The organism is Streptomyces sp. NPDC058880, assembly GCF_042742535.1.
Lineage (GTDB): Bacteria > Actinomycetota > Actinomycetes > Streptomycetales > Streptomycetaceae > Streptomyces.
This window is the reverse complement of the sequence record NZ_JBHYMC010000036.1, coordinates 1-25,422: the sequence shown is the minus strand read 5'-3', so window position 1 is coordinate 25,422 and position 25,422 is coordinate 1. Positions and strand designations below refer to the sequence as shown.

Genomic DNA, 25,422 nt, shown 5'->3' with positions numbered 1-25,422 from the left:
GACGGCCGGCCGTCGCCCGACGCTCAGGCTTCGACACCGACCGCCCCGTGCAGTGGGAAGGCGAAGTCCTCGAACCCGACGAACTCCAGCGCCGGGTCCTCGCCGCCGTCGACCCGTACCTCGATCCTGAGGTCCTTCGTTGGGCTCCTCCCCAGCGTCCCCGGGTGCACGTGGCCGGGGTCATACCTGGCCCTGAGCCCGGTGCCGCTTCGTGTACGACCAGGTCACGGCCGTCATCAACGCCGGGATGGCGAACAGCGGGGCGAAGGCGAAGCCCCAGACGGTCTGTGCCGTACCACTTGACATGTACGTCTGGCTCTCGACGACGAAGGCAGCCACGAGTTGCCCCAGTGCCACCAGGACCAAGACGGCCGAGGCGGTCCAGGCCAGCGCGGCGAGAGTCCGGGGGCGCAGCGGTCGCCACCGGTCGCTCACAAGGAGCAGCGGGAACAGGGCGGCCACCTCGGCCATGACGGAGAGCCCGACGACGTAGGCGATGCCCCATCCCGGGATGTCGAAGACGTCGCGCAGGACCTCGTCGCTGTAGCCGACGTAGACACCGGATGCCATGGCGATGCGCCAGAGACCGGACGGGACGGCGCAGAGGGCGATGGCGTGGGCGGCGCGGCGGGCCCAGACGGGCGCGGGGGCGGTAGAGGTGGCGGGGAGCGGAGCGGGCGCTGTCGTCATGAACCCCATGCTGGCCGCGGACGTGGCAGCCGCGCATCGTCCACTACGGCGGGTCGTCTCCACCGTGCGGCGGAGGGCGCACCCTGCTCAGGTCGTAGCTCAGCAGGGTGCGCCTTCCGCCAGAACCGGCGATCAGCCGGACCGTAGAGCCTCACTCGCTGTCATGGGCGCGACCGGGGAGGTGCCGCTGATCGTCCGGTTCCGGTCGGGGTCGGGTGGCCTGCGCCTGACGCTGGACCACCCCCGCCGGCCTGCGGGCGTACCGGCGCCGTGGCGGAAGCCGTGCGCTCGGGTGACAGGTGACGGGTGATGGGTGTGGGCGTGGTCGGCGAGCTGGAGGTGGGCGTGGGGTTCGTCTGTCGGAGAGGGCCCACATGATCTACAGTCACTTTCTGTAGCATTCTAGTCACTGTGGGTTGTGTGTGTTTCTCCGCGGTGGCGGCCTGCAGGACGGGTTCGACCAAGAAGAGGAGGCGTAGTGGGCAGCAGGAACGCGACGGGACCGTCTGACCTTCGTGCCGAGGTCAGGTACCGCGACGACGGCAAGTACACGATGTACGGGATCAGCCTGCGCTGGCAGATCGGTCAGAACAGCCCCGACCATGGGACGTGGCCGCCTCCGGCGGACTGGGACGAGGGCAACGCGCCCTACCCGCGCGTGTACGAGGTGTGGCTGAACGACGAGCTGCGCCAGACGGTCTTCCTGCACTGGTCGGCGTGGAACTGGATGCAGTCCAACTCCCACTGGGTGGACCTGGGCGACGAGGAGCCGGAAGGGGCCTTCCAGGTGAAGATCCGCGCCAAGGTGGGCGATCAGTACACGCCGTTCACCAACGAGGTCACCATCGGCTCGCAGCAGAGCTTCATCCCCAAGTGGGTGGTGCGTCAGCCGCGCCACAGGGCCCCCCTCGCTGCCGGAACCGCCAACGCGGATCCGCGGCACGGCACGGCCAACCACCCGGGCAGCCGGGCCGGCGCCGCGATCAGGGACAAGGACTCCTCACCGATCTGCGTCGAGGCACGCCGTCTCAACACCAGCACCGACTGGCAGGAAGTACTGCCGGGGGCCGACAGGATGCTCGCCGACTACCCGTGGAACAACGCCCAGAAGTACCTGGAGTACCGCAAGTTCTTCGAGGACGGCGCGCTCGCGTCCACGGGGAACCCGGCCTTCCGCGGCCTGGACCTGGCACCGGACGGCACGCTCGGGGACTGGCCCCTGACGGAACTGGACACCTCGGCACCCACCCAGACCTTCACCTACGACTACATGGCCTACCACTGGGGCGAGACCTGGTCCCACCGGTGGTTCATCACCCGCCCCGACTGGGTCCCGGCCGACGGCCTCAGCTGGCATGACCTGGAGCCGACCCCGTTCCTGGTCGAGGTACACGGTTCGCCGAACGAGGAGGACTCCACCAGCTGGGAGTTCGCGTCCCTCCCGCGCCGGACCGGGCGGGCGGCGATCGTGGGTATCTGGGGCGGCCACGGAGGCCCCGATACGCCGCACGGTGAGAACGGCGGCAAGACGGGCGAGTTCTTCCTGTCTACCTGCGACGTGATGCTGCGCTAGCGGTCACCACGCACCCCGATCGGGCCCCGCACTGTCCTGCGGGGCCCGCTCGTCGGGGTGGCGGAGGACCGGCTGACGAGACCGCGCACGGTCCCGGATCTGGCGGCCGCCACCCCACCAGGGGCACCAGGGCGGAGCTCCCGGGCACACGGCCTCAGGGCAAGCCCGCGAGTCCTTCGCGGCGGGCGACTACCGCTGGGTGGCGGAGGCGGTCGACCACGTGCTCTTCGCCGACCCGTCCAACGCGGACGCCCGCACCCTGCAGGCCGCCGCCCTCGAACAGCTCGGCTACGGCAGCGAGAACGGCACCTGGCGCAACGCCTACCTGATGGGCGCGCTCGAACTGCGCGACGGCGGCGTCGGCACCCCGACCGCCACCACCTCCTCGGACGTGCTCGCCGCCCTCACCCTCGATCAGCTCTTCGACTCGCTCGCCATCCGGATCGACGGCCCGAACAGCTGGGACGCCTCCCTCGCCATCCGCTGGAACATCAACGGCCACGACGAGCCCACCACCCTGCGCCTGCACAACGGTGTGCTCACGCACATCGCAGGTGAGGGCCCTGCGGTCGCCGCACCCGGCGTGACGATCACCCTGGACGAGGCCGACCTGCGCGCGGTCCTGCTCGGTACCGCCGACCTGGAGAAGCTCGCCGCCGACGGGAGGGCCGAGACCTCCGGCGACCCGAAGGTGATCGCCGAACTCCTCGGCCACCTCACCGACCCCGACCCCGACTTCGCCATGGTCACCCCCTGACGCCCGGTCACCGACGCAGGGGCGGGGCGCCGGACCAGGGGCCTCGCCCCCGGCCCGGGGATACCCCTGTGTCAGAAAGCGGCCGTGAAGGTACTGCCGCGACTACTTCGACGTCCCCTGCCGACCCCCGCCACCCCGTCCTGCCCCGGCAGAGCCACACGGTCCCGAAGCACGATAGTCGTCATCTGGGCAGGCTTGTTGTCACCAGCGGGACTGCGGGTCTGTCGTCGATTGTTCCGGCGGAACTGCTCGGCGTACGCATCGAGCAGTGGTTTGAGGGCCGATCTCAACTGCTGGGGCCGCACTCGCTCTGCCCACCGTCACCGCCCACGGCGTTCGCGGGCAGCGGGCCCGCTTCGGCACCGCCCGCCGGCCGGTCGTCACGGCAGGGCGAGGACGTCGTCGATCGCGGACCGGATCTCTTCGTCCTGCATGAAAGCCCGATAGTCTCGGTACATCGACAGCCGCCGGTCGGATCCCTGCACCGTACGCAGGATTGTCCGCGCCGCCGGAGAGACCGTGCCGATCCTGGCGAGGGCGCGCAGCGCCGCGAAGAAGGAGCCGTAGGCGTCGCCACCCTCGGCGACGGGAAGGAGATACTCCTCCACGACCGATCCACTCGGCTCCGGCTCACCAGTGATCGACCACAGCGCGACCGCCGCCTGCAGCCGCAGCCAGCGGTCACCGTGCTCCATGACATGCCGCACCCGGTCGGCGTGGCTCGCGGCCGCCGGTCCGAAATCGCCGAGGAGGGCGATCGAACCGTAGCACCGCCCCTCCTCGGTCAGCACCGCCTCACCGATGAGCCGCAGCGCCGCGTCGCGGTCGCCGCCCAGGCGCCAGACTGCCCACGCCACCTTGTGATGATTGCCGGGAAAGTCGAGGACCGTGCAGCGGCGCACGGCGGGCTCGGCTGACTTCGCAGCCGTTCCCATCGCCACCAACGCATCGACTGCGTGCAGTGAGTACCGGGCGTCGTCCAGCAGGGCCACCACTTCCGGCAGCGCAGGCGACGCGGTCGGCCCCCACGCATAGAGGATTTCCAGGAAGCTGCAGGTCAGCGAGCCGCCCATGCCGTCGTCCCGGAGCAGCTTCCGTATTGCGGGCAGCAGGGCCTCTGCGTGCGCCCACAGCGGGGTCAGGACGTCCTTGACCTCCGGCAGGTGCGGGTCGCCCGAGTAGTACCCGCGTGCGTACTGGCCCTGGTACGGCGCGTACAGCCGCTCGACCAGCCCTGGCAGGGCGCGCTCGTCGCCGATGCGCGTCAGCGCCCAGCGAGCGTGGTCGCCGACGGTACCCTCAAGAAACTCGCCCTCGCCCGGGTCGTCGAGGAGCGCAGCCAACTCATCGGCGTACGGAGCCGCCCGCGAACCCAGCACGGCCAGCAGGTGGGCCGCCCGGTACCGTACGCCGTCGTCCTGCTCAGCGAGCAGCGCACCCGCGAGCGGCAGCAGCGCGGATGCCGCGGACGGCCGGGCCACCAGCAGTTGCCACCCCTCATCCAGCGCGGCGCGGCACAGCAGGGTGTCCCCGTTCCGGCGCGCCGCACCGATGAGCCGGATGACGAAGGCGAGTGCCGTCTGCGGAGCACCCTCGAACAGCTGGGCTGTCCAGGAGATGACTTCCTCACGAGTGAAGGCACCGTCGAAGTCCGGCACATACCAGATCGCCTCGAACTGCGGACGCACGGCTGGGTCGGACAAGACCTCCACCAGCAGGTCCAGCTCACGGACTGATGCCTGGGGGTCGAACGCGGCCCAGGCGTGCACGGCCGCCACGCGCATGACGGGACCGTCGGTCCGCAGCGCCTCGGCCACCACCGCCCGCGCCCGGCCCACCAGCCCGGCGTCGGCGGAGCCGGCTGCGGCGGTCCCCAGCGCGAGCAGAACGGGCAGCCGAACCGTCGGGTCCGTCTCGGCGTGCGACCGCTCCAGCAAAGCGCCGACATCCTCTCCGAGGGGGAGGGCTTCCCTCCGCACCTCGGGCAGGGGGTCCGCGAGCAGCGCCCTGATTCGCGGGCGCTGGAGCAGCCATGCCTCGTGCCACCCCGCGTCCACCAGGTGCGGGTCGGCTTTGGCCACCGCCTTGGACAAACTCGCCAGTAGCTGGACGAGCGTGGCCCGGGCGCCCATGTCCGGATCGCCGGCGAGTGCAACGACGAACGGCAGCAGGGCGGTTGCGACGGAAGACACGCGTCCGCTGCCCAGCGCGAAGCAGTCGAACAGGGGACAGCAGTCTTGCTCCGTCGCCGCCCCACCCTTGAGCGCCAAGCGACGCAGCGCTCGCCGTATCTCCTCGACCGGGTAGTGGCCGAGCGTCGACTCCAGCCGCTCCCACGGCACATCGTCCAGCACCCCAAGCGCTATCCCGGCCACTCATACCCCCGTGACTTTGCGAATCCGCTCCCCGACGAACATCCTGTCATCGAAAAGCGGCCTGTGCAGGATCGCTGGTCTCCCGACCCGCGCGTCACGGGTCGACGCCGTCTACCGGGACCAGGCCGTGCAGCTGACGCCCGGCGCCCGCGAACTGCTCGGCGACAGGGCCCGGCCGCGGCGATGTGCCGCTGGCGGACTTGTTCGGGGACTGGGTCGCCATGGAGAACGGCAGCAGCGTGGCGAGCGCGGAGGCGATCCCGAAGACAGGGACGACGATGCGGGCAGGCAGATCGTCGGGGTGCGCACCAGTGTGCGTAGTCAGCGGGGAGCATCGTGATCCGGAAAGTCGATGACCGCGAGGTCTTCTCAGGAGGGAGGGCACGGTGGCTCGTAGGGTTTGTCGGGCAGGTAGCGCTTCCATTCCTGCCGGGTGATGGGGTCGCCGACTGATGCGCAGATGTCGCCGATGGCCCGCTCTGGGTTGGTGTCCCACAGCTCTACACCGGAGGATGCCCTGACGAGGGCGAGGTGCTCACCGTCCGGGGTAAACCGCAGTGCGTATACGGAATCAGGCGAGCTCGGCAGGTAGGAGCCGCGTCTGGGGTCTTTCGGATCGGTCAGGTCCCAGATCTCGGGGCGCCCGTCTTCACCCGCGGCCTTCTTCGCCATCAGGGCGAGGCGGGTTCCATCAGGGCTGAAGGCCATCGTGCTGCCGTAGATGCCCGCGGACACTCGGGAGAGCTCCTCGGTGAGCTGGTGGTCCTCCACGCGCCACAGCCTCAGTGTGCCGTCGATGTCGTAGACGGCGAGCAGCTTGCCGTCCGGTCGGAAAGCGATGTGCGCCGCGTTGACACCGGCCTCGCTCGGACGCGCCCACTGCTGCTTCGGATGAGCGGGATCGGTGAGGTCCCAGCTCTCCAACTCGCCTGCGGGCTTGGGCTGGGTGGCGTCCTTGTCGGCGAAGGGGGTATCGGTGAGGAGGAGCGATGTGCCGTCCGGGGAAAAGGCGAGCATCACGCACGACGCGTCGATCCGGGCGATCTGGCGCGGATGCTCGGGGCTCGCGATGTTGTAGATCCGAACGCTCGGTTTCGCGACGTTGCCGTCTCTGAAGCCGTTCATGTCGGACACCGCCAGGACGGGCTCGGTGGGACTGAAGGCGATCACCGCCACACCGTTGTCCAGGTCCTCGATGGTGGCCAGTGGTGCGGTGCCCTCAGCTGCCGAAGTGCTGCGCAGCCGCACACCGACGAATTCCTGTTTCTTGCCGTCCGGATCGGTCTTGCCGTTCTCGTACACCTCGGCGTCGGCGAGGAGGCTTCCGTCCGGGCTGAGGGCGATGTCCGCTCCGGTGAACATGTCGGGGGAGCGCGTCCTGCTGAGGATCGTGACGTCGTCCTGCGCCGTCGCGTCCAGCAGATAGTTCACGCGCACTCCTTGGAGGGCGATCAGCTTCTTCCCACCGACCACCCGGTAGTCGAACTGTGCTCCCGTGCCGGGGGTGAGCGGAATAAGACTCTCGGCACCCGGCTGGGCCGAGTTGTTGAGGTAGGAGACGCGCACTCCGTGGTCGGTGGCCTGCAACAGTCTGCGCGGACTGGCGGGGTCGAACAGGACCATCCCCGACTCCTGGAGCGTGCTCTCCCCGCCCTTCGCCCCGGAGAGAAGCGTGACGGAGAGGCCGGTCTTCTGGTAGATCCACACCTGCCAGGTACCGTCGCAGGCACCGACGACGTACTCCCGGATGGGGCTGAACACCAGGGAGTTCAGGCCCGCGATGCAGGATGATCCGATCGTCGAATCGTCCTTCTCCTCCTCCATCCTTCGTGGCGTATCGGGCACGTCCAACTGCCACAACCCGAGCGCGTCCCCGCTCCTCAAGACGACCGGAGCCGCGAGCATCCGCCCGTCAGGGTTGAAGGCCACGCGGTGGAGCGGCCTCGAGTTCACGAGCACGCTGCGGTCGTACTTCGCCCCCTCAAGCACGGCGATGCGCTCGGGGCGTCCGGAGCCGGCCGCCGTCCAGAGCTGGATCCGGCCGTCCACGCTCATGCTGGCGAGGAGGTCACGTTCAGGAGACACGGCCAGGGAGTCGAGCCGCGCGGAATGACCGGTGAGTGCGGGCAGGGGCTTCGGCGCGGTCCGGTCACCGATGTCCCAGACGCGGATCTCACCGGTCGACAGACCCCCGTACAGGATCTTGCCGTCAACGCTGAGGGCGAGCGCGTGGACGCTGTGTTCCAGCTGTGGCGCGGCGGCGGTCTGCGTCGGATGACCGGGATCCGATATGTCCCACAGTCGCACCCGCGCTGTCGTCGGTTGCCGCTCGTCGTAGGTGACCGCGGCGAGCGTCCGGCCGTCCCGGCTGATCGTGACGGGGCCGGTGAGGCCCGCTTCGACCCGGGCGGAGCCGCCCTGGAAGCGCAGCTCGATCGCGGCTCCGACCGAGAGGGCGAGGACGCGGCCGTCGCCGCTGTAGGCGAGGTCCTGGGCCTGCTCGTCCGCGTTTATCACTCCGGGCGAGAGCCGGCTGTTGAGCAGCGCGCCGCGCCCCGCCTCTTTGTCCATCCGGTAGGAGACCAGGCTGAGCTGCTTGGCCAGACCGGGCTGCTGATCGCGGAGGTCCTCGGCCTCGGCGGCAAGGTAGCGGGCCAGGTCGCGTTCGCCTGACCGCTCGGCACGATGCTGGAAGATCACAGAACCGATCAGTCCGGATGTCGCGAGCACAACCAACGCGATGAGGAACGCGACGGCGATCCGGGTTCGGCGTGCACCTCGGCGCTCCTGCCGCCAGGAGGCATCGACGAACTCGGCGAGCACCGAGTCCGGCGCGTCCGCGCTCGCCGGTGACAATGCGGCGCGTTCCCGTACGGCGTTCAGCCTGCTTCCCCGGTAGAGCAGCGAGGACTCCCGCCCGGCCCGTTCCCATGCCCTGGCGTCGGCCACGAGGTGCTGACGGGCACGCAGCCAGTCCCGGTCCGCGTCGACCCACTCCGTCAGCAGGGGCCAGGCGCGCAGCAGCGCTTCGTGGCTGATGCGGGCGGAGTCGTGGTCGAGCGTGATCAGGCGGGCCCGGGTGAAGCGGTCGAGGGCCAGCTGTGCGGCCGAGGTGTCGGGCAGGCCGTGCAGGAGCGCGGAGCGGTCCACGGGCTGGGCGGTGTCGGCGGTGTCCTCACCTACGCGGACCAGCCGGGGCAGCATGAGCCGGACAGCTTCCCTGCCGTGCGGATCGAGACCGTCGTACGTGCTGTCGGCAGTGGTTTTAATCGCCTCCGCGATGCCTCCGGCAGCACGGTACTGGGCGACGGTGAGTCGCGATCCGGAGCGGCGCAGCCAGGTCGCCCACAGGACGTGGGAGAGCAGCGGCAGCGCCCCGGCGGCCGGTTGCCGGTCGGCCGTCGCGCCGAACTCGTGCAGGATCACGTCGGCGAGGCCTTGGTCGAGGACCAGGCCCGCGGCTGCGGCCGGTCCGTCTACGGCGGCACGGAGTTCGTCAGGGGTCATCGGCTCGACCAGCAGTTGGTTGTCGCGCAGAGCGGCGAGCAGTTCGGGGTGCGCGGCAGCCTGGCCGTAGAAGTCCGCCCGGAGCGCGAGCACCACCAGGGCTCCGGGCGGGCCCCCTCCAGAGGGCCGGGCCAGGGCCGTTACCGCCCGCAGGAACGCGGTGCGCTCCGACGGGTCGGGGCAGAGCGTGAACAGTTCCTCCAACTGGTCGACGACGACGATGAGCCGCTGCTCCGGTCGGCCGGCCAGCAGCAGGCCGGCCAGCTCGGTCGTCCGGCCGGAGTCCTCCCACAGCGGATCCGTGGGCTCGGCGCGATGGTCGAGCACCGCTGCCAGGCGCCGGAGCGGGCTCCTGCCGGGGGTCAGGCGCAGCGGTAGCCAAGAGGTGGTGCCGAGCAGCCCTCGCTCGCGCAGTCCGGCTGCGAGACCGGCGTTGAGCAGGGAGGTTTTCCCTGAGCCGGAGGGGCCCACCAGAACCAGCGGGCCCGGCTCATCGTCCCCGGCCGCTTCCGTCAGCGCCGCGAACACCCGCTCCGTCATGCCGTCGCGCCCGAAGTACACGTCGGCGTCGTCCACCCCGAAGGCGTCCAGGCCCGGATATGGGCAGCGGCCGGGCGCGGGCTCCACGTCCGGCAAGGGCTCGGGCCGCGCCGGCACTGCCGGGTTCGGTGCGAGGACGAGACGCCCCGAGCGGTCCCCTGCCTGGCGGCGGGGCAGCGGCCCCTGCCGGTCGCGCATCACCCTGAAGACTCCGTCGAACACGGCGTCCAAGGTCAATTGCTGGAGTCCGCGCGGGTCTCCGTGCGTCAGCACCTCGATGAGCGCGCCGGTGAACGCGGTGTGGGGTGCGCCAGGAGGTGCCAGGGCCAGCTGTTCCGCGGACCCCATGAGGTACATGCCGTGCGCGGGCGTCATCGTGAACGCGGGCAACGACGGGCTGCCGTTCAACGAAGCCCGTCCGGAGAAGCAGCAGTCGAGCACGACGACGACGGACGATGCCCGGCTCGCCTCCAGCGCTTGCCGCAACGAGGAGAACGACAGCGCCTGATGCCCGGACATCCCGGGGGTTAGGCGGTCCGTACTGGTGGCCGCCAGGTACAACTCGCCGTCCGGGCCGAGCAGACCGTGCCCGATGAAGTAGACGAGCAGCACAGTGTCCGCTCCCTGCGCTTCCTCGGTGACGGCCCGCGCCATGGTTTGCGCGTCGGCCGGGTCGAGCAGCGTGCGCAGGCGGTCGGGCCGGACCCCGCAACGTTCGGTCAAGACCGTCCGCAGATCCCGGCAGGAGGTGGCGGCTGCGGGCACCGGCGTCAATAGGGGGCCCTCGTGCGTCGCGGTCGCGATCAGCAGAACCCGTACTCCCGCGCCGGACAGGTCCGTCACGGCAACTCGCGACGTTCGGGCCCGTCCGTGCCCGCCGCTCGCTGCCCGTTGAACAGATCGGCGATCTGAGCCACTTGCCGCTGTAATGCGGGGGTGTCGAGACCGGATACCCGCTTCGCGGCCAGTTCGAGCGAACTGCCGTCCGGGAGCGTCACTTTGATGTGCACGTCTCCACGGCGGGTGCGGAGCCAGGCGATGAGTCCGGTGGCGAACGCGCTCACGGCACCGGCCGGGCCGAGCGCGACCGACAACGCGTCGAGCACCGGCCCCAGCGTGCCGGTCTCCGGCGGCCGCTCCACCGCTTCGACCCGCCCGCGCAAATCCTGGGAATCCGCCAACCAGTCCCGGAGCGAGCGGAGCTGGGCCCCTCCGTCTGGACCTTCCGCGATTACTGCGACATGCATGGTTCCCCCGCCTGCACCGCATGAGATTCACGGTTGTCGATGTGCCATCCCTGAGGTGAGCGATGTTTCCCGCAGAGGCACGCCCAGACAAAGACCCATTCAGGACTTTCGTGACTCGTAGGTGTGTCCACGGTGCCCTTGGCGGAGCGGGCCCATGCCCTTGGTATTCAGGGTCTCCAGCGCGATCTCGCTGTACTGCTGGACGAGCCGTCACCGCGGCCGTTGCTCGTCGATCAGCTCAGTAGGTGCGCCGACCAGATCGGTGACGATGGCGAAGAACCGGCTATCGATCTCCTCCCGTGCGGCCGGCGACACTCGGCGGACGGACTCCACCTGGGTGTGCGGTTGCAGGCCGGAGTGTGTCCAACTGCGCGTCACCTCGTGCAGGTTGCCGGTTGTGCCATGGCGTCCTGGGGACGTGGCCGCCGGAAGGCGGTGGCGGACCGCACGCGTCGTCGTCAGACGCGCACCGTGACATGGGGCAGCGGAGCACCACTGGCATCGAACAGTCGGGCGCCGCAGTCGCAGTGCCCGTCGGCCACATCCTCGGAGATCAGCCACATCTGCCATGTCGAGCAGTGCGGGCAGTTCACACCGGCCCAGACCTCCGCTGCCCTCGAGTCCCAGGTTCGCACCGCGCATCCCCGGTGCTCCAGTCCCGTCGGCGTGCCCTCGGCAGTGGCCCGAGCGACCAACAGCTCGTAGGTGTCGGAGCCGTTCTCCCGCAGCGTGAGGGTGAAACCGAGACGGGTGAGCACACCGGAGAGATGGTCCAGTTGACGGATCGGGAAGTCACCGCGGGCCAGTGTCGTGTCACCCTCGGCCGCCTCGTAGACGGCATCGGTATCGACGCCCGTCGGCTCCACGCCGAACGCCCTCACACGGTCGGCCGCGAACGCCGCCACCTGGCCGCGATGGTCCTCGCCGGTCCAGTCCATGCTGTGTATCACATGGTCGACTCCGACCCCCCCGGGTACGCTCGTCGGGGGTCAGGACCAGTTCCGCCAATTCGATCATGGGAAACACGCTATCAACTGCCGTGCGAAGCACAGTCGTTGGCGGCAAGTCCGGTTCCCTCAGACTGAGGGGCGACCCGGACAGCACATACCAGCGCTTGAACGGGGAACTGCAGGCGGCTGCCAAGCTCGGTATCCCGCGCGATTCCATCAACCGAGCCTACTACCGGTTCTACGCCGGCGAGAACGTGCGACACGTGACCACCGCAGGCATGCTGTGGTTCGAGCACGAGTTGGAGCAGGGCCTCTTCCTCCCCGAGACGGTCGCCGAACTTCACAGGCACCGGGAAGCGCACGAGCGCATCCTGCTCATCTCCGGGTCGTTCTTCGCGTGCCTGAACCCCATCAGCACCTGGCTCGGTGCCGACCGGGCATACGGCACCCGCCCGCTGATTCACCGCGGACAGTTCACCGGCGAAGTGCTGACGCCCATGATCGGCACTACCAAGGGCCGCGTCGTGCAGGCCGCCGGCTCCGTACTGGGGCTCGACCTCCCGTCTTCGACAGCGTACGGCGACCACATCAGCGACCTGGCGATGCTGCGCGCCGTGGGACGCCCCGTGGTGGTAGGCGACGACTCGATCCTCGCCGGCCACGCCAACCGCTCAGGGTGGCGCCGGCTGGCCCCTGCCGTAGCCCAGTAGTTCAAACCGTTGTGACGGCCCGCCCAGGACGAGCACGTCACGGATCGAGGAGTAACCATGAGTTCCATCGGAATCGTGAGCACCGGCTCCTACGTCCCGACCACCGTGGTGACCAACGAGGAGATCGGCGCGAGCGCCGGAGTGACCTCGGAATGGATCGTCCGCAAGACCGGCATCCAGGAACGCAGACGAGCCGCCGCCCATGAGGCAACCTCCGATCTCGCGGCCCACGCCGCGCGCAACGCACTGGCCCAGGCGGGCCTGCGCCCCGAGCAGCTGTCCTTCATCGTCCTCGCCACGTCGACGCCCGATCACCCACAGCCGGCCACCGCCAGCATCGTCCAAGGCCTGATAGGCGCCACGAACGCGGCCGCGTTCGACGTCAACGCCGTATGCAGCGGCTTCGTCTACGCACTCACCGTGGCCGACCGGATGCTCGATGGGCGGCTTCGCGCCGCGGCGGGCGGGTCCGGTTGGCGCCGGTTCACCGGTGAGCATCCACCCCCACGTCGTCAGCGAGATCCGGTAGATACGCGCGGACGATTTCGCGATGCCCGCGGCGGTGAGGTAGCGCTCGACCGCCGCGGTGTACGACGCGGGAGGGGCGGGGCGGACACAGGCACAACGCGGGCGCGCGGCAACCGCAACGCGCCCCCGCTCCCGAGTTCAGTCACCGGTTCGATCGTCATGCCCGCTCCGCCCTCCCAGTGCTGCCGCAGTAAATGCGTACACCTCACCCCGGCGGCCGGAATGTCCCGCCGCAGATCGAGATGATCACAGCACGGGCTCCGCCGCAGTAAATCCGGCATCTACTGCGGCAGCACCCCGACGATCCATCAGGCGCCGGACGTCTGATAGGCAGACCTCGCGAAGATCGGCCAGTCGGATCGAAGGCAACGCGCTGATCGCCCGGTTCTGGGCGCGGCGGGCCGCGTGGCTTGACTTGCCACTGGCAGACCTCACGCATGATCGGGCCGCTTCCTGCGCTGACTCCGATTCAGAGGCTGGTGCTGACGGGTGATCTACTCGGTGTGCAGCACCGAGGCAATGGTCATCCGGGCCGCCGACCGGGCCGGGACCAGGGCGCCGAGGACTGCGATCGCCACACCCGCCAGGAGCATCGCAGCCAGCTGCGGCGCGTGCCACACGTCCTTCATGTACTCGGGGAAGTCGACCACCCCGACATGGCTTACGACGAGGCGGTGCGCCACGATCCCGAGCGGGATGCCGAGCAGCCCGCCGACCGCGCCCAGCCCGGCGACCGAGGTCACCGTCATCACCACCACCTGCCGGGGGGTCATCCCGATCGACTTGAGCATGCCCAGGTCCCGGCGCCGCTCACGGGTGTTCAGCAGAACGGTGTTGAAGACCCCGAGCGACGCGACGAGCGTCAGCAGCACCGTGAACACCGTCGAGAAGGTGATGACGGTGGCGGTGCCGGCGTTGCCGGAGTCCATCACCGATGTGCGCAGGCCCGGGTCGAGCGCCGTGACCGCCTCGGCGTAGGCGCGCGCGTCGGCGTCGGGGGCAAGCCGCACCGTGTACTCGGTGGCGTGGGCGTCCGGTGCGAGTTGGGCGAGGGTCTCCCTGGTGGCCTCCAGGGCCCGGGCGTTGCCCTCGATGAGCTGACCCACGACGGTCGCGGTGATCTTCCTGCCGTTCAGCTCCAGCGTGACCCGGTCACCGAGCTTCAGCCCGCGCTGGGTCAGGAACGCCGGACCGGCCACGATCTCGCCCGCCGCGGCCGGCGCCCGGCCCTTGACGATGGTGTGCTCGTACAAGGAATCGTCGCCGTGGTAGAAGTCGGCGAAGACGGGCTGGGTCTGCCCGGTCATGTTCACCTGGGACAGCGCGCGGGCCCGTACCCCCTCCGCACCCGGCAGGGACCTCAGCCGTTTCTCGATCTGCTGGTCATCGAGCCGGGGCGGGGTCCGGTCGTTGCCCGACCCCCCGGTCGTCACGTGGATCCTGGCGCCTCCGTCCTCCCGCCCCACATTGCCGTACGCCACCATGGTGCTGGTCAGTCCGGTCGACAGGGTCACCGTGGTGACCCCGAGGACTATGGCCGCCAGGGTCAGCAGGGTGCGGCTGGGGCGGGCGAACGGCTGGCCGAGGCCCAGACTGACCGGGCGCGGCAGCCGGCTGGCACCGAGCATCCGCTGGACGCGCAGCCCGCGCCCGGTTCGCGGCGCGCTGCCCGCGCTGATCGCCCGTGCGGCGGGCAGCCGGTGGGCGCGCAGGGCGGGGACCAGCGCGGCCAGCAGGACGAGGACAGGCATGCCCACGAGGCAGGCCACGGACACCCACGGGCTGATGCCGCCGACCGAGGCCTGGCCCACGTCGATGCCGGTGAACGCGACCTTCAGGATCGGCCCGGCCAGCGCGTTGCCGGCCAGCGTGCCGAGCACGCAGCCCACCACCGCCGGCACGGAAAGCATCGTCAGGTAGACGGCGACGACCTGGTTGGGGGTGAAGCCCAGCGCCTTGAGCACCCCGATGTGCCGGTACCCGGAGACGACCGCCCCGCTGACCACGTTGCCGACGATCAGGGTGGAGACGAGCACGCCGAGGACGCCGAAGAGCGTCATGAACGGGAGGTAGGAGTCGGCCAGCGCGGAGAAGGCCTGCTTGAGGGCGAGGTAGGTATGTGCGCCGGTCAGTGAATCCTTGGGCAGTCCCGTGGTGGCCCGTGCCAGCGAGACGCTCAGCTGGGCCTCCGTCGAGGAGTCCGTGAAGCGGTACAGCATCTGGGCGGAGGTCGGGTGCAGTGCGGCCATCTGCTCGGGCGAGACCCAGGCGCTCGCCGACTTGCTCATGCTGGTGGCGAATCCGACGACGGTCAGCGTCGCTCCGCCGGGGGTCTCCAGCTTGGTGTTGAGGAGTGCGGTGCCGGGGGAGCCCTGGGCGGACCAGTTGACGACGATCTCGCCGGGTGCGGTGGCCCAGTGGCCCTCAAGGAGTTCGATCCGGTCCACGGGGCCCGCCGGATCGGCGCGGCCCACCACGGTGAGGGTGCCGCCCGCCATCCAGAGCCAGTCCTTGGGGATGTCGACGACTGTCTGCTCGAACGGTCCGGCCCCGGCCTCCACCCCGGGCTGCCGGGCGGTCCGTGCCAACTGCTCCTGCGAGACCTTCGTGGTGTCGAAGGTCGCCGCCGTATGAGCACCGCGCTGTTCGGCGTAGGCCTTGTCGAAGGGGCCCGAGGCGGCGCTCAGCAGCGCCAGAGCGAGCAGGAAGGTCGTGGTGGAGCAGAGGACGACGAGCCCGATGACGAAGGTCTGGAGGCGGCGGCGCTTCACGGCCGCGCGCGAGGCTCTCCATACGGCGCTCATGCGGTCGCCTCCAGCGTGCCCTCGCGGGCGATCCGGCCGTCTGCGACCTCGATCAGCCGGCTGGCGCAGCGGGTGGCCAGCTGCGGGTCGTGGGTGACGATCAACAGGGTCTGGCCGATCTGGTTGAGGTCGATCAGTAGATCCATCACCTGCTCGCCCGACCGGCTGTCGAGGGCGCCGGTCGGCTCGTCGGCAAGCAGCAGGGCCGGGCGGTTCATCAACGCCCGTGCGACGGCGACGCGTTGTCGCTCGCCGCCGCTCAGCGTCGCCGGATAGTTGTTCCGGCGCTCCGCGACACCGAGTTCGTCCAGGAGCTCCAGGGCACGGCGGCGTGCCTGCCGGGCAGGGGTGCCGGCTAGCTGCGCGGCCAGCGCCACATTGTCCAGGACAGGCAGATCGTCGATGAGGTTGAAGAACTGGAAGATCATGCCGACGTTCCGCCGCCGGAACAGCGCCAAGCCGGTCTCGTCCAGTTTCCCGAGGTCATGACCATGTACCTCGACGGTGCCCGAGGTCGGCCGGTCCAGGCCGGCCACCATGTTGAGCAAGGTGGACTTGCCGCAGCCGGAGGGGCCCATCACGGCGACCGCGTCCCCCGCCCTGATATCCAGGGACAGGCCGTTCAGGGCCTTCGCGTCGCCGTACTCCTTGTGCACGCCGTCCAGCCGCACCACTACTTGCCGGGCGCTGTCGTGATCAGTTGTCATGGTTCGAACTTAGAACGGAGTCCGCGGACGGGGCGTCACCCTCCTGATGCATCCGTCCGGGCAGGTCATCCCGGGGATGTACGGAGCTGCAACTGTGGGCTGATGTGGGGCGCGTTGTGTAGCTGCGAAGATGTTCCGGTGTGGGGATCTGGCGCGATGTGGCTGGTCATGGCCCTGGCGGCGGCAGTTGGCGCCGCCGGGTGTCTGTGCGTGGCGGCGGTCCGGGCGCGGCGGCTGCACCAGGCGGCCATTGCGGAGCGCGGCTGGCTGCTGGAGCGGGAGCGCGAGAGCGCGGCGCGGACCGCGGTCGACGCCGAGCGGGCCAGGATCGCCACCGAGCTCCACGACATCGTCAGCCACAACGTGAGTCTCATGGTGGTCCAGGCCGGGGCCGCTCGCGAGGTGCTGGCCACGATGCCCGAGGAGGCCGCGGCGGCGATGAGCGCCGTAGAGACCGCCGGGCGGCACACGATGACCGAGCTGCGGCACCTGCTCGGCCTGCTCGCGCCCGCGCAGAACGGCGACGACGAGTCCTACGGTATGGACCTGTCACCGCAGCCGAGCTTGGGCCGGCTCAGCCCGCTGATCGACCGGATCGTCTTTGCCGGCCTGCCCGTGGAGATGCGCATCTCGGGTGAGCCGCGTCCGCTGCCGACCGGGATCGATGTCACCGCCTACCGGATCATCCAGGAGGCCTTGACCAATGCCCTCAAGCACGGGGACGGGGCGAAAGCCGAGGTGACGGTGCGATACGCGGACCACTACCTGCGAGTTGAGGTGCTGAACAGCGGGCCGAGCGTCCTGTCGGGCAGCCGGCCCGCGCGGAGAGAGCCGGTCCACGGCCAGGCGGACGGAACGGGACGCGGGTTGCTCGGCCTGCGGGAGCGGGTCGCCGTTTACGGCGGCGACCTGGACGCCCGCCGCCGCCTCGGCGGCGGCTACCGCGTCCGCGCCCGGATCCCGCTGGACCGGCCATGACGACGCACACTGAATCCGCCCCTCGCGTCGTGATCGCCGACGACCAGGAGCTGGTTCGCACCGGCTTCCGCCTGATCCTGACCGCCCGCGGCATCGACGTGGTGGGCGAGGTCGGCGACGGAGCCGAGGCCGTGGCCGCCGTGCGGAGGCTGCGGCCCGACGTCGTCCTGATGGACATCCGGATGCCCATCATGGACGGCTTGGAAGCCGCCCGCCGCATACTCGCGCAGACCCCGGGCTGCCGTGTGATCATGCTGACCACCTTCGACCTCGACCAATACGTCTACGCCGCCCTCGCCGCCGGAGCCAGCGGATTCCTGCTCAAGGACGTCACCGCCGCGCATCTGGCGGCTGCCGTACGCCTGGTCGACACCGGTGACGCCCTGCTCGCACCCTCGATCACCCGCCGCCTGGTGGAGCGCTTCGCCCCCAGCGCCCCCAGAACCGGTTCGGGTCTCGCAACGCCAGACGTCCACCGAGACCTGGCCGCGCTGACGCCGCGCGAACGCGAGGTGCTGACGCTCATGGGGCGGGGTCTTTCCAATTCCGAACTAGCGCGGGAACTGACGCTTAGTGAGGCGACAGTGAAGACCCACGTGGCCCGGATCTTCGCCAAGCTGACCCTGCGCGACCGGGCCCAAGCCGTCGTCCTCGCCTACGAGACAGGGCTCGTCTCACCGGGCGAGTCTGCTGACACCGCCAAGCCGTGGGGGCGAAATTGAGCGTCGCGCGGTGCCCCGAGGGAAGCGCGCGGGCGGCGGTGGCTACGAGGCTGCGGCGGTGGCTTCGGCGGAGCGTGGATGCGGCACGCTGACCGGCAGTCCCAGGTCGAGCCGCTTGTCCATGTCGAGCCGGAAGGTGCCCAAGCAGGATCATTAAGGAAAACGAAAGTCCAGTTTCGGCAGGTTTTCCGCCTCTGGGGTCTGTGGAATTTACCCCGTGTGCATTGCTGTCGATTCGGAGCGAGAGTGGAGGGGCGTTGCGGTTAGGCTACCCTTCCTCTCGGGTCAGGGCCTGCGATGATCAAGTAGCACCTAAGAGCGCTGCTCAGTCCTGCATGGCTGTCGGGTGCCGACGCTAGCGAATCGGACTTAGCGGGCGGAAAGCTTCTTTGGTGCATCCGATCGACACGTCTCCGTATCGGAAGCGTTGGCCAAAGCTTACGGAGGGGCCGCTCCTTAGAGGTCGTTTCCTTTGGCTAAGGTCCGTGCTGTTGACCGGCGACGATGTGTGTCAGTGCTCTATGAGAGCCTCCCGGCATGAGTTACGACTTGGCTGTGTGGGAAGGCGAGAAGCCGGCGGATGACAAGTCCGCTGGCCGGGTCTTCAGCGACCTGTACGACTGCTATATCGACGGCGAGGTCGAGGAGCCTCCGTCCGAACGCATAGCGGCATACGTCGCGGCCCTTCTTGAGCGGTGGTGCGACCTTACTGAGGACGAGGAGGACACTTCGCCCTGGTCGACCGGCCCGTCGATCGGCGAGGCCAGTGGTCCGTTGATCTACTTCCCGATGCGGTGGAGCATGGCCGAGGAGGCGTCGGCCTACGCGGCAGCCGTGGCGGAGTCCATGGGTTTGGTCTGCTTCGACGTGCAGCAGGACCAGCTCAGGCCTTGAGCAGGGTAGCCAACCGGCGATAGCCGATGAGGGCTGCGGCTATGCCGACGAAGGCGAGGAAGTGCTCGGCCTTGCGCTCGTATCGACGGTGGAGGCGACGGCAACCGGCGAGCCAGGACACGGTCCGTTCGACCACCCACCGGTGGCGGCCGAGCCGTTGTGAGGACTCGATGCCACGGCGTGCGATGCGGTGGCGGATGCCGCGTCCGCGGAGCCAGCGGCGCAGGTGGTCGTAGTCATAGCCCTTGTCTCCGTGGAGCTTGCCAGGGCGCCGTCGACGAGGTCCGCGTCGGGACCGGATCGGTGGGACGCCCCGCACGAGCGGTTCCAGACCGAGGCTGTCGTGCATGTTCGCGCCCGAGATGCCGAGTGAGAGCGGCAGTCCGTTCCGGTCGGTGATCAGGTGGATTTCCGATCCGGGCTTGCCGCGGTCGGTCGGATTCGGTCCCGTCAGAGGCCCCCTTTTGCGGCCCGCATGCTGACGGAGTCGATCGCGCAGCGCGAGGCCAGGGCCCTCCTGATTCAGGCCATGCGGCAGGAGTCCGTCCGCGTCGCTCTGGAGAGGGCAATCAACACCGCCGACCAGATGATCACCGAACTTCGACGCATCTGACGCACAGGACCACTGCCAACCGAACAACGGCGGGCCGCTCGGAATGATCCGTGCGGCCCGCGCTCACCGACTGGCTCGCCCCGTTCGGCATCCCGGTCGTGGTCCGCGGCTTCGGCTCCAGTCGTACGTCGACCGCGACGTCCTCGCCCGGCAGGTCGCCCGCGAGGAAGAGCAATGCCGTTCCCTCTCCGCCTTACTGGGCGGTTGGGACGCGACGGGCGGGGGAGCTCCATTGTAGCACCGGGAAACTGCGTAGTCGCTCACAGGTGGGGCGCCTACCCTGAGCGACGTGTCTGCACCGAAACTTCACCACTACGTACCGCAGAGCGACCTGGCCCGATTTGGGCGAGGCGAGATGATCAGAGCGAGGCGTCGGTGCCCGCCTAAGACACACCTCGCCAACGTTAAGAACGTCGCATCCGAGACCGGCTTCTACACGATCACGGACGACAACGGCACGCCCTCCACGGTCATCGAGCATGAGCTCAGCCGCCTGGAAGGGCAGGGCATTGAGGCCCTCCGCCGTATAGACGAGACGGGCATGCCTCCGGCTGTCGGTACCGACGATCGCGAGCTGCTCTGCCTCTACCTTGCCGTTCAGATGGCCCGGACCCCGCGGAGTCGGACGATGTTGCGCTTCGGGCGCGATGTCACCGCCTACGCGGATGGACGGGAGGTCGACCTGGTGCTCATGACTGAGTACCTCACCTACCGGCATCTCGGTGAGCCGCCGCGGGCCGCCGAAGCTCAGGGAGCCTGAGACTACTACCACGGCACGCGAGCGATGAACGGCGGCAACGACCCCACACACAACGAAGCGGTCTCTCTACCGTTCAGTTCCATCGAAATGTGTATCCCGCACTACCGTGCTCGGCACTGGCGACTCGAGACCAGCCGCAAGCCGATCTTCCTCTCATCCGACGCGCCCCTCATGCTCTGGCGCCCGCAAACTCCGAGTGATGCCTACAAGGGGTTCGGCCTGGAGGACGCCCATGAGATCAGGTTCCCGGTCAGTCCCACGGCGCCACTAGGCCGTGTTTTAGATCGGGTTCTACTCCACGCCTCGCGCTGTGATGATCATGCTGTGGGGCGTGGGGATCTTTCCGATGAGCAGTGGTCGGTTCTGGAGTCGTTGCTGCCTGCGGCGGGTGTAAGTCGCAGGTGGCCGGGTCGGCGGCGGCTGGTTGACGGTGTGCGGTGGCGGGTGCGGACGGGGGTTCCGTGGCGTGATCTGCCGGATGAGTACGGGCCCTGGCAGACCGTGTACGGGCTGTTCCGGCGATGGCAGCGACGGGGTGTGTGGGCCAGGCTGCTGACGCTGTTGCAGGCGAGGGCCGACGCGGCTGGGCTCATCACCTGGGAGGTCAACGTCGACTCCACGGTCTGCCGGGCCCACCAGCACGCAGCCGGCGCCCGCCGGGACGGCGCCGGGCAGAAGGAACCGCCTGGCGGTGTCACGACCGAGCCGGATGACCACGGGCTGGGCAGGTCGCGGGGCGGGTTCACCACGAAGATCCATCTGGCGTGTGAGCAGGGCCAGAAGCCGTTGTCGCTGCTGGTCACCGCCGGGCAGCGAGGCGACAGCCCGCTGTTCGAACCGGTTCTGGACGCGATCCGGGTGCCCAGGACCAGTCGGGGCCGGCCACGAAACCGACCGCTGCGGGTGCGGGGTGACAAGGCGTACTCCTCCCGCGCCAACCGCGCCTACCTGCGCAGACGCGGGATCAGGTGCACCATCCCGGAGCCGGCCGACCAGGTCCGCAATCGCAAGCGCCGCGGCCGGGCCGGTGGCCGCCCGCCCGCCTTCGACTCTCAGGACTACAAGGCCCGGCACGCCGTCGAGTGCGGGATCAGCCGCCTCAAGCAGCACCGGGCGGTGGCCACCCGCTATGACAAGCTCGCGGTCCGGTTCGAGGCGACCGTCCACGTTGCGGCGATCCACCAGTGGCTGTGACCAGCAGATCGGCCGCGTGCCCGTGCCATGCTGGCCGCCGGACTTCGAACAGCACACGCATCACGCATGGGGAGGGCCTGTGGCCGCCGAGTACTACTGCGCGGACAGCGAGAACGGCGACCACGTCGACGATCCGTCCGAAGACGCCCTGTTCATGCTGATCAGCGACTTGAACGGCACGGACAACACCTTCGTCGTTGTCCAGCCCGACGAGGACGATCCCCTCTGGTTCGCCTCCGTCGCCGTACTGGACGAGGGCGGCTATGAGATCGTCCGGCGCGACACCACCCGCCGCGAGCACGACATCACCACCGCGACCAGCATCAACCAGATCGCGGGCGACCTCACCAAATGGCTGGCCGCCCGCGCTACCTAAAACACGGCCTAGTGCTCGTTCCCGGCCGCCCGGGAGCATCCGCGGAAGAGGTCAAGCTCAGCCGAGTGATCAGCTGCAAGCAAGACCTCGCAGACAACTGCGAACAGGTCGTCGTCGGGCATCCGGACCGGCATACCGCGCTCGACAAGGTAGAGCTGAGCAAGCGCGGGCCCACCCTGCGCTTCAACACAGCTCCTGGCATCCGGAAGAACCCGGACGGTACCCAAGAGCCGATGGGTGACATCCTGCACATCTACACCTCCCGTTCCTGACACCAAACAGTGGTGGGCCGGGCGTCAGTTCTGCCTGGCCCACCACCACACCTGCGGCTACGCCCACCGCATCCCGATCGCGGACAGCTGCTCCATCCGGTCCTGGGACAGGTTCGCGGCCCGGCTGCGCTGGTTGCCGATCCACGCTCCGAGGCGGAGCTCCCGCTCCTCCTGGTCCTCGCCGACGATCCGTTCGACGTGCTTGCGAGGGACCCGCAGGTGCCCCTCGCGCTCGAGGAACTGGCGGGCGGCCTGGTAGTTCAGCGCCCACTTGTCGGCCTGCGTACGGCGCGGGGGCGACTTCTCCTCCTCGGTCGCGGCTGTGATCCCGAGGACCTGCTCGCACATCCACTGCTGCACGGTGGTGAGGTTGTCCCAGCCGAGCCGGACCGAGCGCACCCACCGTCCGAGGTCCTCGCCCTGGTGCACGACGGCACCCGGCTCCATCGGCAGCTCCCCGCCGGCCTTCTCCAGGTGGAGGCGGACGAGGTGGAAGGCCCGCTGCCACTCCACCGCCCAGCTCGGGCACCACGACGGGTCGACGTCGTCCAGCTGCTCGCGCCGCTCGGTCGTCAGCGCCCCGGCCGACGACTCCACCGGCAGGCCCTCGGCACGCCGCTGCTCGATCTCGTCGGCCTTGCGGGCTGCGGCCCGCGCGTTCTTCAGCCAGGTGCCCACCCGGTAGCCCTGGTGCGTGGCGTCCAGCGGCGCCAGGAGGTGCCCGTTCGTCTCGGCCCACCCGCGCGCGGCGGACAGGCCCTCCTCCCACGCGACGTCGAAGTGCGACCACACCATGCCCAGCTTCTCCAGCTGCGTGATGCGGTCCTCGTCCATGTCGCCGCGGGCGTAGAAGCGCCGGTTGTCGGCGATCCACTGCCCGAGCGGGAAGTTCGCGAGCGAGGCTGGCCACCCGGCCCCCTCCTCACCGCCGGGCACGCGGTAGGTGAAGGGCACCTTCATGTCGCCGTGCTCGCGGGCGAAGATGACGGCGGCCTCCACCCCGCGCCGCCAGTGCTCGTGCTCCGGGTTGAGTACCCGCAGGTTGATGAACGCGGCCAGCTGCGCCGGGTCGCGCGGAGTGGAGAACTTCAGCAGCTTCCACGCCGGGGTCGACGGCCCGCCGGACCCGTTCCCCTCACCCCGGCTCTCCTTGCCCTTCGCGGCCTTCTGGACGGGCTTGTAGGCGCTGGGAGCCTGCTGCTCGGCGAGCTGCTCCACCACCCGGGCGTCGTGCGCCCTGAGCGCCTCCAGGAGCTTCGCCAGCCCGCCGAACGCCCGGGAGGTGAGCATGTTGTCCGCGGTCTCGCCGGGCCCGAGCAGCACCGGCACGACCAGGCTGGCGAGCTTGCCCTCGCCGGGCTGCATCCGCAGCGCGCGGCCCACGGCTTGGACGAGGTCGGGCATCGAGCCCCGTACGTCGGCCCAGTACACGGAGTCGCAGTTCTTCGTGTCGACGCCCTCCCCGAGGACCTTCACCGAGCCCAGGAAGCCCTTCTCCACGACCGTGCCGTCCGTGGCGATGCCGTCGGCGAACTCCCCGAGAACCCGCCGCCGGTGGCCCGGCTTGTGCTCCCCGCACAGCCAGTCCGCCCAGATCGTGCGCGGGTACAGCTCGGGGTCGGCCGCGTGCAGCTGCGCGGCGACGGCGGGAAGGCCGGCCGCGAACGCCTCGGCCTCCTTCACGACGTGGTGAAAGACGAGCGTCCTGCGGAAGTTCTCCTCCGAGGACGCCTTGAGCAGCGCGGTCTGGAGCGCGGCGAGCCGGGCCCCGCGGACCTCGTCCGAGCGGCCTTCGGCGCCTAGGAGCTGCGCGGCCTGGAGCTGGGTGTCGGTGATGTCCACGCACACCACCTGGTACGGCGCACAGATTCCCCGGTCGATCGCATCCGAGAGGGTCAGGGTGAACGCTCTGCTGCCGAAGGGCCCGTTGGGGTCGTCCTCCATGCTCGCGACCAGCTCGCCGGGCGCGCCCTCGGCGTCCTCGTCCAGCTGCCACAGCCGGGGCGTGGCCGTCATGTAGAGGCGCCGCAGGGACGGAATCCGCAGGTTGTCGTGGACGACCGCCCACGGCTTGCCCAGCCGCCCCGACGTCCGGTGCGCCTCATCGACCACGATCAGGTCCCAGCCCGGAAGGCCGGCCTGGTGCGCGCGCTCCAGCGTGCCCAGCCCGAGCGAGGCGTACGTGGCGAACACGGTGACCTTGTCGAACGGCCGCACCCAGTCGACCAGCTCCTCCACATCTGTGGTGTTGGGGAAGGTGACGTCATCCCCCCGCAGGGAGGAGACCCCGATCATCGGGCCCGTACGACCCGCCACGCGCCACGCGGCCTCGGTCTGGGTGAGCAGATCCAGGGAGGGGACGAGCACCAGCACGCGGCCCGCACGGAGCTTCTCCGCGCTGCGGGCCGCGACCCGGGTCTTGCCGGATCCGGTAGCCATGATCACCTGAGTCCGGAGCCCCCTCGCCGGCACAAGTGATCTTGCAGGCAATTCGAGGGCACGGACAACCGCGTCCACGGCTTCCTGCTGAGCCGCCTCACGTTGATCAGTTCGGGTTGTGGTCGACATATCTGTCTGCCTTCTCCTAGGCTCTCAGATGGGCAGGAATCAGGAAACATGCACGTAAAAGCCATGTGATTGGCTACGGTGAACCTCACCGAAACCGGTTCGCAGCCTCGGACTGGTAGCGGGAAGCGTGATCGGAAACCGGTACAGCTCCCTTAATGGTGCTGCTATCTGAGTCCAGAGTCTTCCTGGTGCTTCAAAGTGAAGCACCAGGAATGGTGAAAGTCCCTCGAACGTGACTGAATTCTGTTACTGTTGCCTTATGGCCACCCCGGAAAGCAGCCTGACGGCCGGTCAACTCGGCCCCGCATCCGGCACCCCCGATCCCTGTTTGACCCGCCACTCTTCCGACTGTCCGTCACCCCTCTCCGCCCTTGCTGCTGTTGGTGGTCTGAGCCCCAGTGGGCGTGCCTCGCGGAGCGTGGTGCGCCTGTCCTGCGCGGGAGTTGGGCCCGCACCCCATCCCTGCTGGCGCGTCTTTTGTGGCTGGAGCGCAGCGGAGGCCACGGGTCGGCCGGAGGCCGGCCCCGGTCCACGGAGTGGGTCGGGCCCCCTTCGTTTTGCGGTGCGTGCGGAGCGCGTGCCGCTGGCGGTGGAGGCGGAGCGGAGCCGCCTCCGCTCACGCGGAGCGGGAGCGGTCGGGGCGCGGAGCGCCCCGAC

At 69.4% G+C, this 25,422-nt stretch carries 22 protein-coding genes and 1 pseudogene; 12 read left to right on the top strand and 11 right to left on the bottom strand.

Annotated features, from left to right (window positions below; genetic code table 11):
• Positions 1 to 23 precede the first annotated feature (23 nt).
• Together ACFW2G_RS20575 and ACFW2G_RS20570 are read right to left on the bottom strand one after the other, a co-directional pair.
• The gene (locus ACFW2G_RS20575) at positions 24 to 170 is read right to left on the bottom strand and encodes a hypothetical protein (protein WP_157840327.1); all 147 of its coding nucleotides are present in this window, start codon (positions 168 to 170) and stop codon (positions 24 to 26) included.
• A gap of 10 nt (positions 171 to 180) precedes the next feature.
• Positions 181 to 699: a hypothetical protein gene (locus ACFW2G_RS20570; RefSeq protein WP_384451419.1), complete on the bottom strand. Its 519-nt coding sequence runs from the start codon at positions 697 to 699 to the stop codon at positions 181 to 183.
• A 469-nt stretch (positions 700 to 1,168) separates the two neighbouring features.
• Here ACFW2G_RS20570 and ACFW2G_RS20565 point away from each other — a divergent pair, with 469 nt between their 5' ends.
• Both ACFW2G_RS20565 and ACFW2G_RS20560 read left to right on the top strand, forming a co-directional pair.
• On the top strand, positions 1,169 to 2,263 hold the full coding sequence (locus ACFW2G_RS20565; RefSeq protein ID WP_384583794.1) for a lytic polysaccharide monooxygenase auxiliary activity family 9 protein: 1,095 nt from the start codon (positions 1,169 to 1,171) through the stop codon (positions 2,261 to 2,263).
• Positions 2,264 to 2,360: 97 nt separating this feature from the next.
• Positions 2,361 to 3,020: an alkyl sulfatase C-terminal domain-containing protein gene (locus ACFW2G_RS20560; protein WP_384583833.1), complete on the top strand. Its 660-nt coding sequence runs from the start codon at positions 2,361 to 2,363 to the stop codon at positions 3,018 to 3,020.
• Positions 3,021 to 3,400: 380 nt separating this feature from the next.
• On the opposite strand, the gene ACFW2G_RS20555 is transcribed toward ACFW2G_RS20560, so the two are convergent.
• From ACFW2G_RS20555 to ACFW2G_RS20535, 5 genes are all read right to left on the bottom strand, one after another.
• Complete coding sequence (locus ACFW2G_RS20555) at positions 3,401 to 5,374, bottom strand: hypothetical protein (RefSeq protein WP_384451413.1); 1,974 nt, start codon at positions 5,372 to 5,374, stop codon at positions 3,401 to 3,403.
• Between the two features lie 390 nt (positions 5,375 to 5,764).
• Positions 5,765 to 10,285, bottom strand: coding sequence for a caspase family protein (locus tag ACFW2G_RS20550; RefSeq protein ID WP_384583797.1), 4,521 nt, complete (start codon positions 10,283 to 10,285; stop codon positions 5,765 to 5,767).
• Positions 10,282 to 10,689 carry a hypothetical protein gene (locus tag ACFW2G_RS20545; protein WP_384583800.1) on the bottom strand — a complete coding sequence of 136 codons (408 nt, stop codon included), beginning with the start codon at positions 10,687 to 10,689 and terminating at the stop codon, positions 10,282 to 10,284. The genes ACFW2G_RS20550 and ACFW2G_RS20545 overlap by 4 nt, the downstream gene beginning before the upstream one ends.
• A gap of 210 nt (positions 10,690 to 10,899) precedes the next feature.
• The gene (locus ACFW2G_RS20540) at positions 10,900 to 11,067 is read right to left on the bottom strand and encodes a hypothetical protein (RefSeq protein ID WP_384583803.1); all 168 of its coding nucleotides are present in this window, start codon (positions 11,065 to 11,067) and stop codon (positions 10,900 to 10,902) included.
• Positions 11,068 to 11,147: 80 nt separating this feature from the next.
• Entirely contained in the window at positions 11,148 to 11,627 is a 480-nt protein-coding gene (locus ACFW2G_RS20535) for a hypothetical protein (RefSeq protein WP_384583806.1), read from the bottom strand.
• A 176-nt stretch (positions 11,628 to 11,803) separates the two neighbouring features.
• Between ACFW2G_RS20535 and ACFW2G_RS20530 the strand changes: the two genes are divergently transcribed.
• Together ACFW2G_RS20530 and ACFW2G_RS20525 are read left to right on the top strand one after the other, a co-directional pair.
• The gene (locus tag ACFW2G_RS20530) at positions 11,804 to 12,349 is read left to right on the top strand and encodes an HAD family hydrolase (RefSeq protein ID WP_384583809.1); all 546 of its coding nucleotides are present in this window, start codon (positions 11,804 to 11,806) and stop codon (positions 12,347 to 12,349) included.
• A 57-nt stretch (positions 12,350 to 12,406) separates the two neighbouring features.
• Positions 12,407 to 13,123, top strand: a complete 717-nt coding sequence (locus ACFW2G_RS20525; RefSeq protein ID WP_384583812.1) for a hypothetical protein — start codon at positions 12,407 to 12,409, stop codon at positions 13,121 to 13,123.
• 248 nt (positions 13,124 to 13,371) lie between these two features.
• On the opposite strand, the gene ACFW2G_RS20520 is transcribed toward ACFW2G_RS20525, so the two are convergent.
• On the bottom strand, positions 13,372 to 15,681 hold the full coding sequence (locus tag ACFW2G_RS20520; RefSeq protein ID WP_384583815.1) for an FtsX-like permease family protein: 2,310 nt from the start codon (positions 15,679 to 15,681) through the stop codon (positions 13,372 to 13,374).
• On the bottom strand, positions 15,678 to 16,388 hold the full coding sequence (locus ACFW2G_RS20515) for an ABC transporter ATP-binding protein (protein ID WP_384583818.1): 711 nt from the start codon (positions 16,386 to 16,388) through the stop codon (positions 15,678 to 15,680). Before ACFW2G_RS20515 ends, ACFW2G_RS20520 begins: the two co-directional genes overlap by 4 nt.
• Positions 16,389 to 16,526: 138 nt before the next feature.
• Here ACFW2G_RS20515 and ACFW2G_RS20510 point away from each other — a divergent pair, with 138 nt between their 5' ends.
• The 3 genes from ACFW2G_RS20510 (at position 16,527) to ACFW2G_RS20500 (ending at position 18,982) form a co-directional block, all read left to right on the top strand.
• Positions 16,527 to 17,366 (top strand): sensor histidine kinase, encoded by an 840-nt coding sequence (locus ACFW2G_RS20510; protein ID WP_384583821.1) that lies wholly within the window; start codon positions 16,527 to 16,529, stop codon positions 17,364 to 17,366.
• Entirely contained in the window at positions 17,363 to 18,088 is a 726-nt protein-coding gene (locus ACFW2G_RS20505; RefSeq protein ID WP_384451384.1) for a response regulator, read from the top strand. Before ACFW2G_RS20510 ends, ACFW2G_RS20505 begins: the two co-directional genes overlap by 4 nt.
• 537 nt (positions 18,089 to 18,625) lie before the next feature.
• A complete protein-coding gene (locus tag ACFW2G_RS20500) occupies positions 18,626 to 18,982 on the top strand; it encodes a hypothetical protein (RefSeq protein ID WP_384451381.1) in 357 nt (118 codons plus the stop codon).
• Here the strand turns inward: ACFW2G_RS20500 and ACFW2G_RS20495 are convergent.
• Positions 18,972 to 19,486, bottom strand: a pseudogene (locus ACFW2G_RS20495) (IS5 family transposase); the annotation flags it as partial. The gene ACFW2G_RS20500 and the pseudogene ACFW2G_RS20495 sit on opposite strands and share 11 nt — an antisense overlap.
• Here ACFW2G_RS20495 and ACFW2G_RS20490 point away from each other — a divergent pair.
• The 5 genes from ACFW2G_RS20490 (at position 19,458) to ACFW2G_RS20470 (ending at position 22,197) form a co-directional block, all read left to right on the top strand.
• Complete coding sequence (locus tag ACFW2G_RS20490; RefSeq protein ID WP_384451378.1) at positions 19,458 to 19,595, top strand: hypothetical protein; 138 nt, start codon at positions 19,458 to 19,460, stop codon at positions 19,593 to 19,595. The pseudogene ACFW2G_RS20495 and the gene ACFW2G_RS20490 sit on opposite strands and share 29 nt — an antisense overlap.
• Before the next feature lie 289 nt (positions 19,596 to 19,884).
• The gene (locus ACFW2G_RS20485; RefSeq protein WP_384451376.1) at positions 19,885 to 20,355 is read left to right on the top strand and encodes a DUF4238 domain-containing protein; all 471 of its coding nucleotides are present in this window, start codon (positions 19,885 to 19,887) and stop codon (positions 20,353 to 20,355) included.
• Between the two features lie 324 nt (positions 20,356 to 20,679).
• Positions 20,680 to 21,549, top strand: a complete 870-nt coding sequence (locus ACFW2G_RS20480) for an IS5 family transposase (protein ID WP_384583824.1) — start codon at positions 20,680 to 20,682, stop codon at positions 21,547 to 21,549.
• Between the two features lie 79 nt (positions 21,550 to 21,628).
• The gene (locus ACFW2G_RS20475; protein ID WP_384451369.1) at positions 21,629 to 21,925 is read left to right on the top strand and encodes a hypothetical protein; all 297 of its coding nucleotides are present in this window, start codon (positions 21,629 to 21,631) and stop codon (positions 21,923 to 21,925) included.
• A 65-nt stretch (positions 21,926 to 21,990) separates the two neighbouring features.
• Positions 21,991 to 22,197, top strand: a complete 207-nt coding sequence (locus tag ACFW2G_RS20470) for a hypothetical protein (RefSeq protein WP_384451367.1) — start codon at positions 21,991 to 21,993, stop codon at positions 22,195 to 22,197.
• A 57-nt stretch (positions 22,198 to 22,254) separates the two neighbouring features.
• Here the strand turns inward: ACFW2G_RS20470 and ACFW2G_RS20465 are convergent, their stop codons facing one another.
• Positions 22,255 to 24,765, bottom strand: coding sequence for a Helicase associated domain protein (locus ACFW2G_RS20465; RefSeq protein ID WP_384583827.1), 2,511 nt, complete (start codon positions 24,763 to 24,765; stop codon positions 22,255 to 22,257).
• Positions 24,766 to 25,422 lie beyond the last annotated feature (657 nt).

What these genes read in the sequence shown, in the direction of transcription:
- ACFW2G_RS20535 (WP_384583806.1), bottom strand. Translation starts at nt 11,627, where the DNA reads ATGGACTGGACCGGCGAGGACCATCGCGGCCAGGTGGCGGCGTTCGCG.
- ACFW2G_RS20515 (WP_384583818.1), bottom strand. Translation starts at nt 16,388, where the DNA reads ATGACAACTGATCACGACAGCGCCCGGCAAGTAGTGGTGCGGCTGGAC.
- ACFW2G_RS20525 (WP_384583812.1), top strand. Translation starts at nt 12,407, where the DNA reads ATGAGTTCCATCGGAATCGTGAGCACCGGCTCCTACGTCCCGACCACC.
- ACFW2G_RS20545 (WP_384583800.1), bottom strand. Translation starts at nt 10,689, where the DNA reads ATGCATGTCGCAGTAATCGCGGAAGGTCCAGACGGAGGGGCCCAGCTC.
- ACFW2G_RS20490 (WP_384451378.1), top strand. Translation starts at nt 19,458, where the DNA reads ATGCTGACGGAGTCGATCGCGCAGCGCGAGGCCAGGGCCCTCCTGATT.
- ACFW2G_RS20520 (WP_384583815.1), bottom strand. Translation starts at nt 15,681, where the DNA reads ATGAGCGCCGTATGGAGAGCCTCGCGCGCGGCCGTGAAGCGCCGCCGC.
- ACFW2G_RS20500 (WP_384451381.1), top strand. Translation starts at nt 18,626, where the DNA reads ATGAGTTACGACTTGGCTGTGTGGGAAGGCGAGAAGCCGGCGGATGAC.
- ACFW2G_RS20570 (WP_384451419.1), bottom strand. Translation starts at nt 699, where the DNA reads ATGGGGTTCATGACGACAGCGCCCGCTCCGCTCCCCGCCACCTCTACC.
- ACFW2G_RS20505 (WP_384451384.1), top strand. Translation starts at nt 17,363, where the DNA reads ATGACGACGCACACTGAATCCGCCCCTCGCGTCGTGATCGCCGACGAC.
- ACFW2G_RS20465 (WP_384583827.1), bottom strand. Translation starts at nt 24,765, where the DNA reads ATGTCGACCACAACCCGAACTGATCAACGTGAGGCGGCTCAGCAGGAA.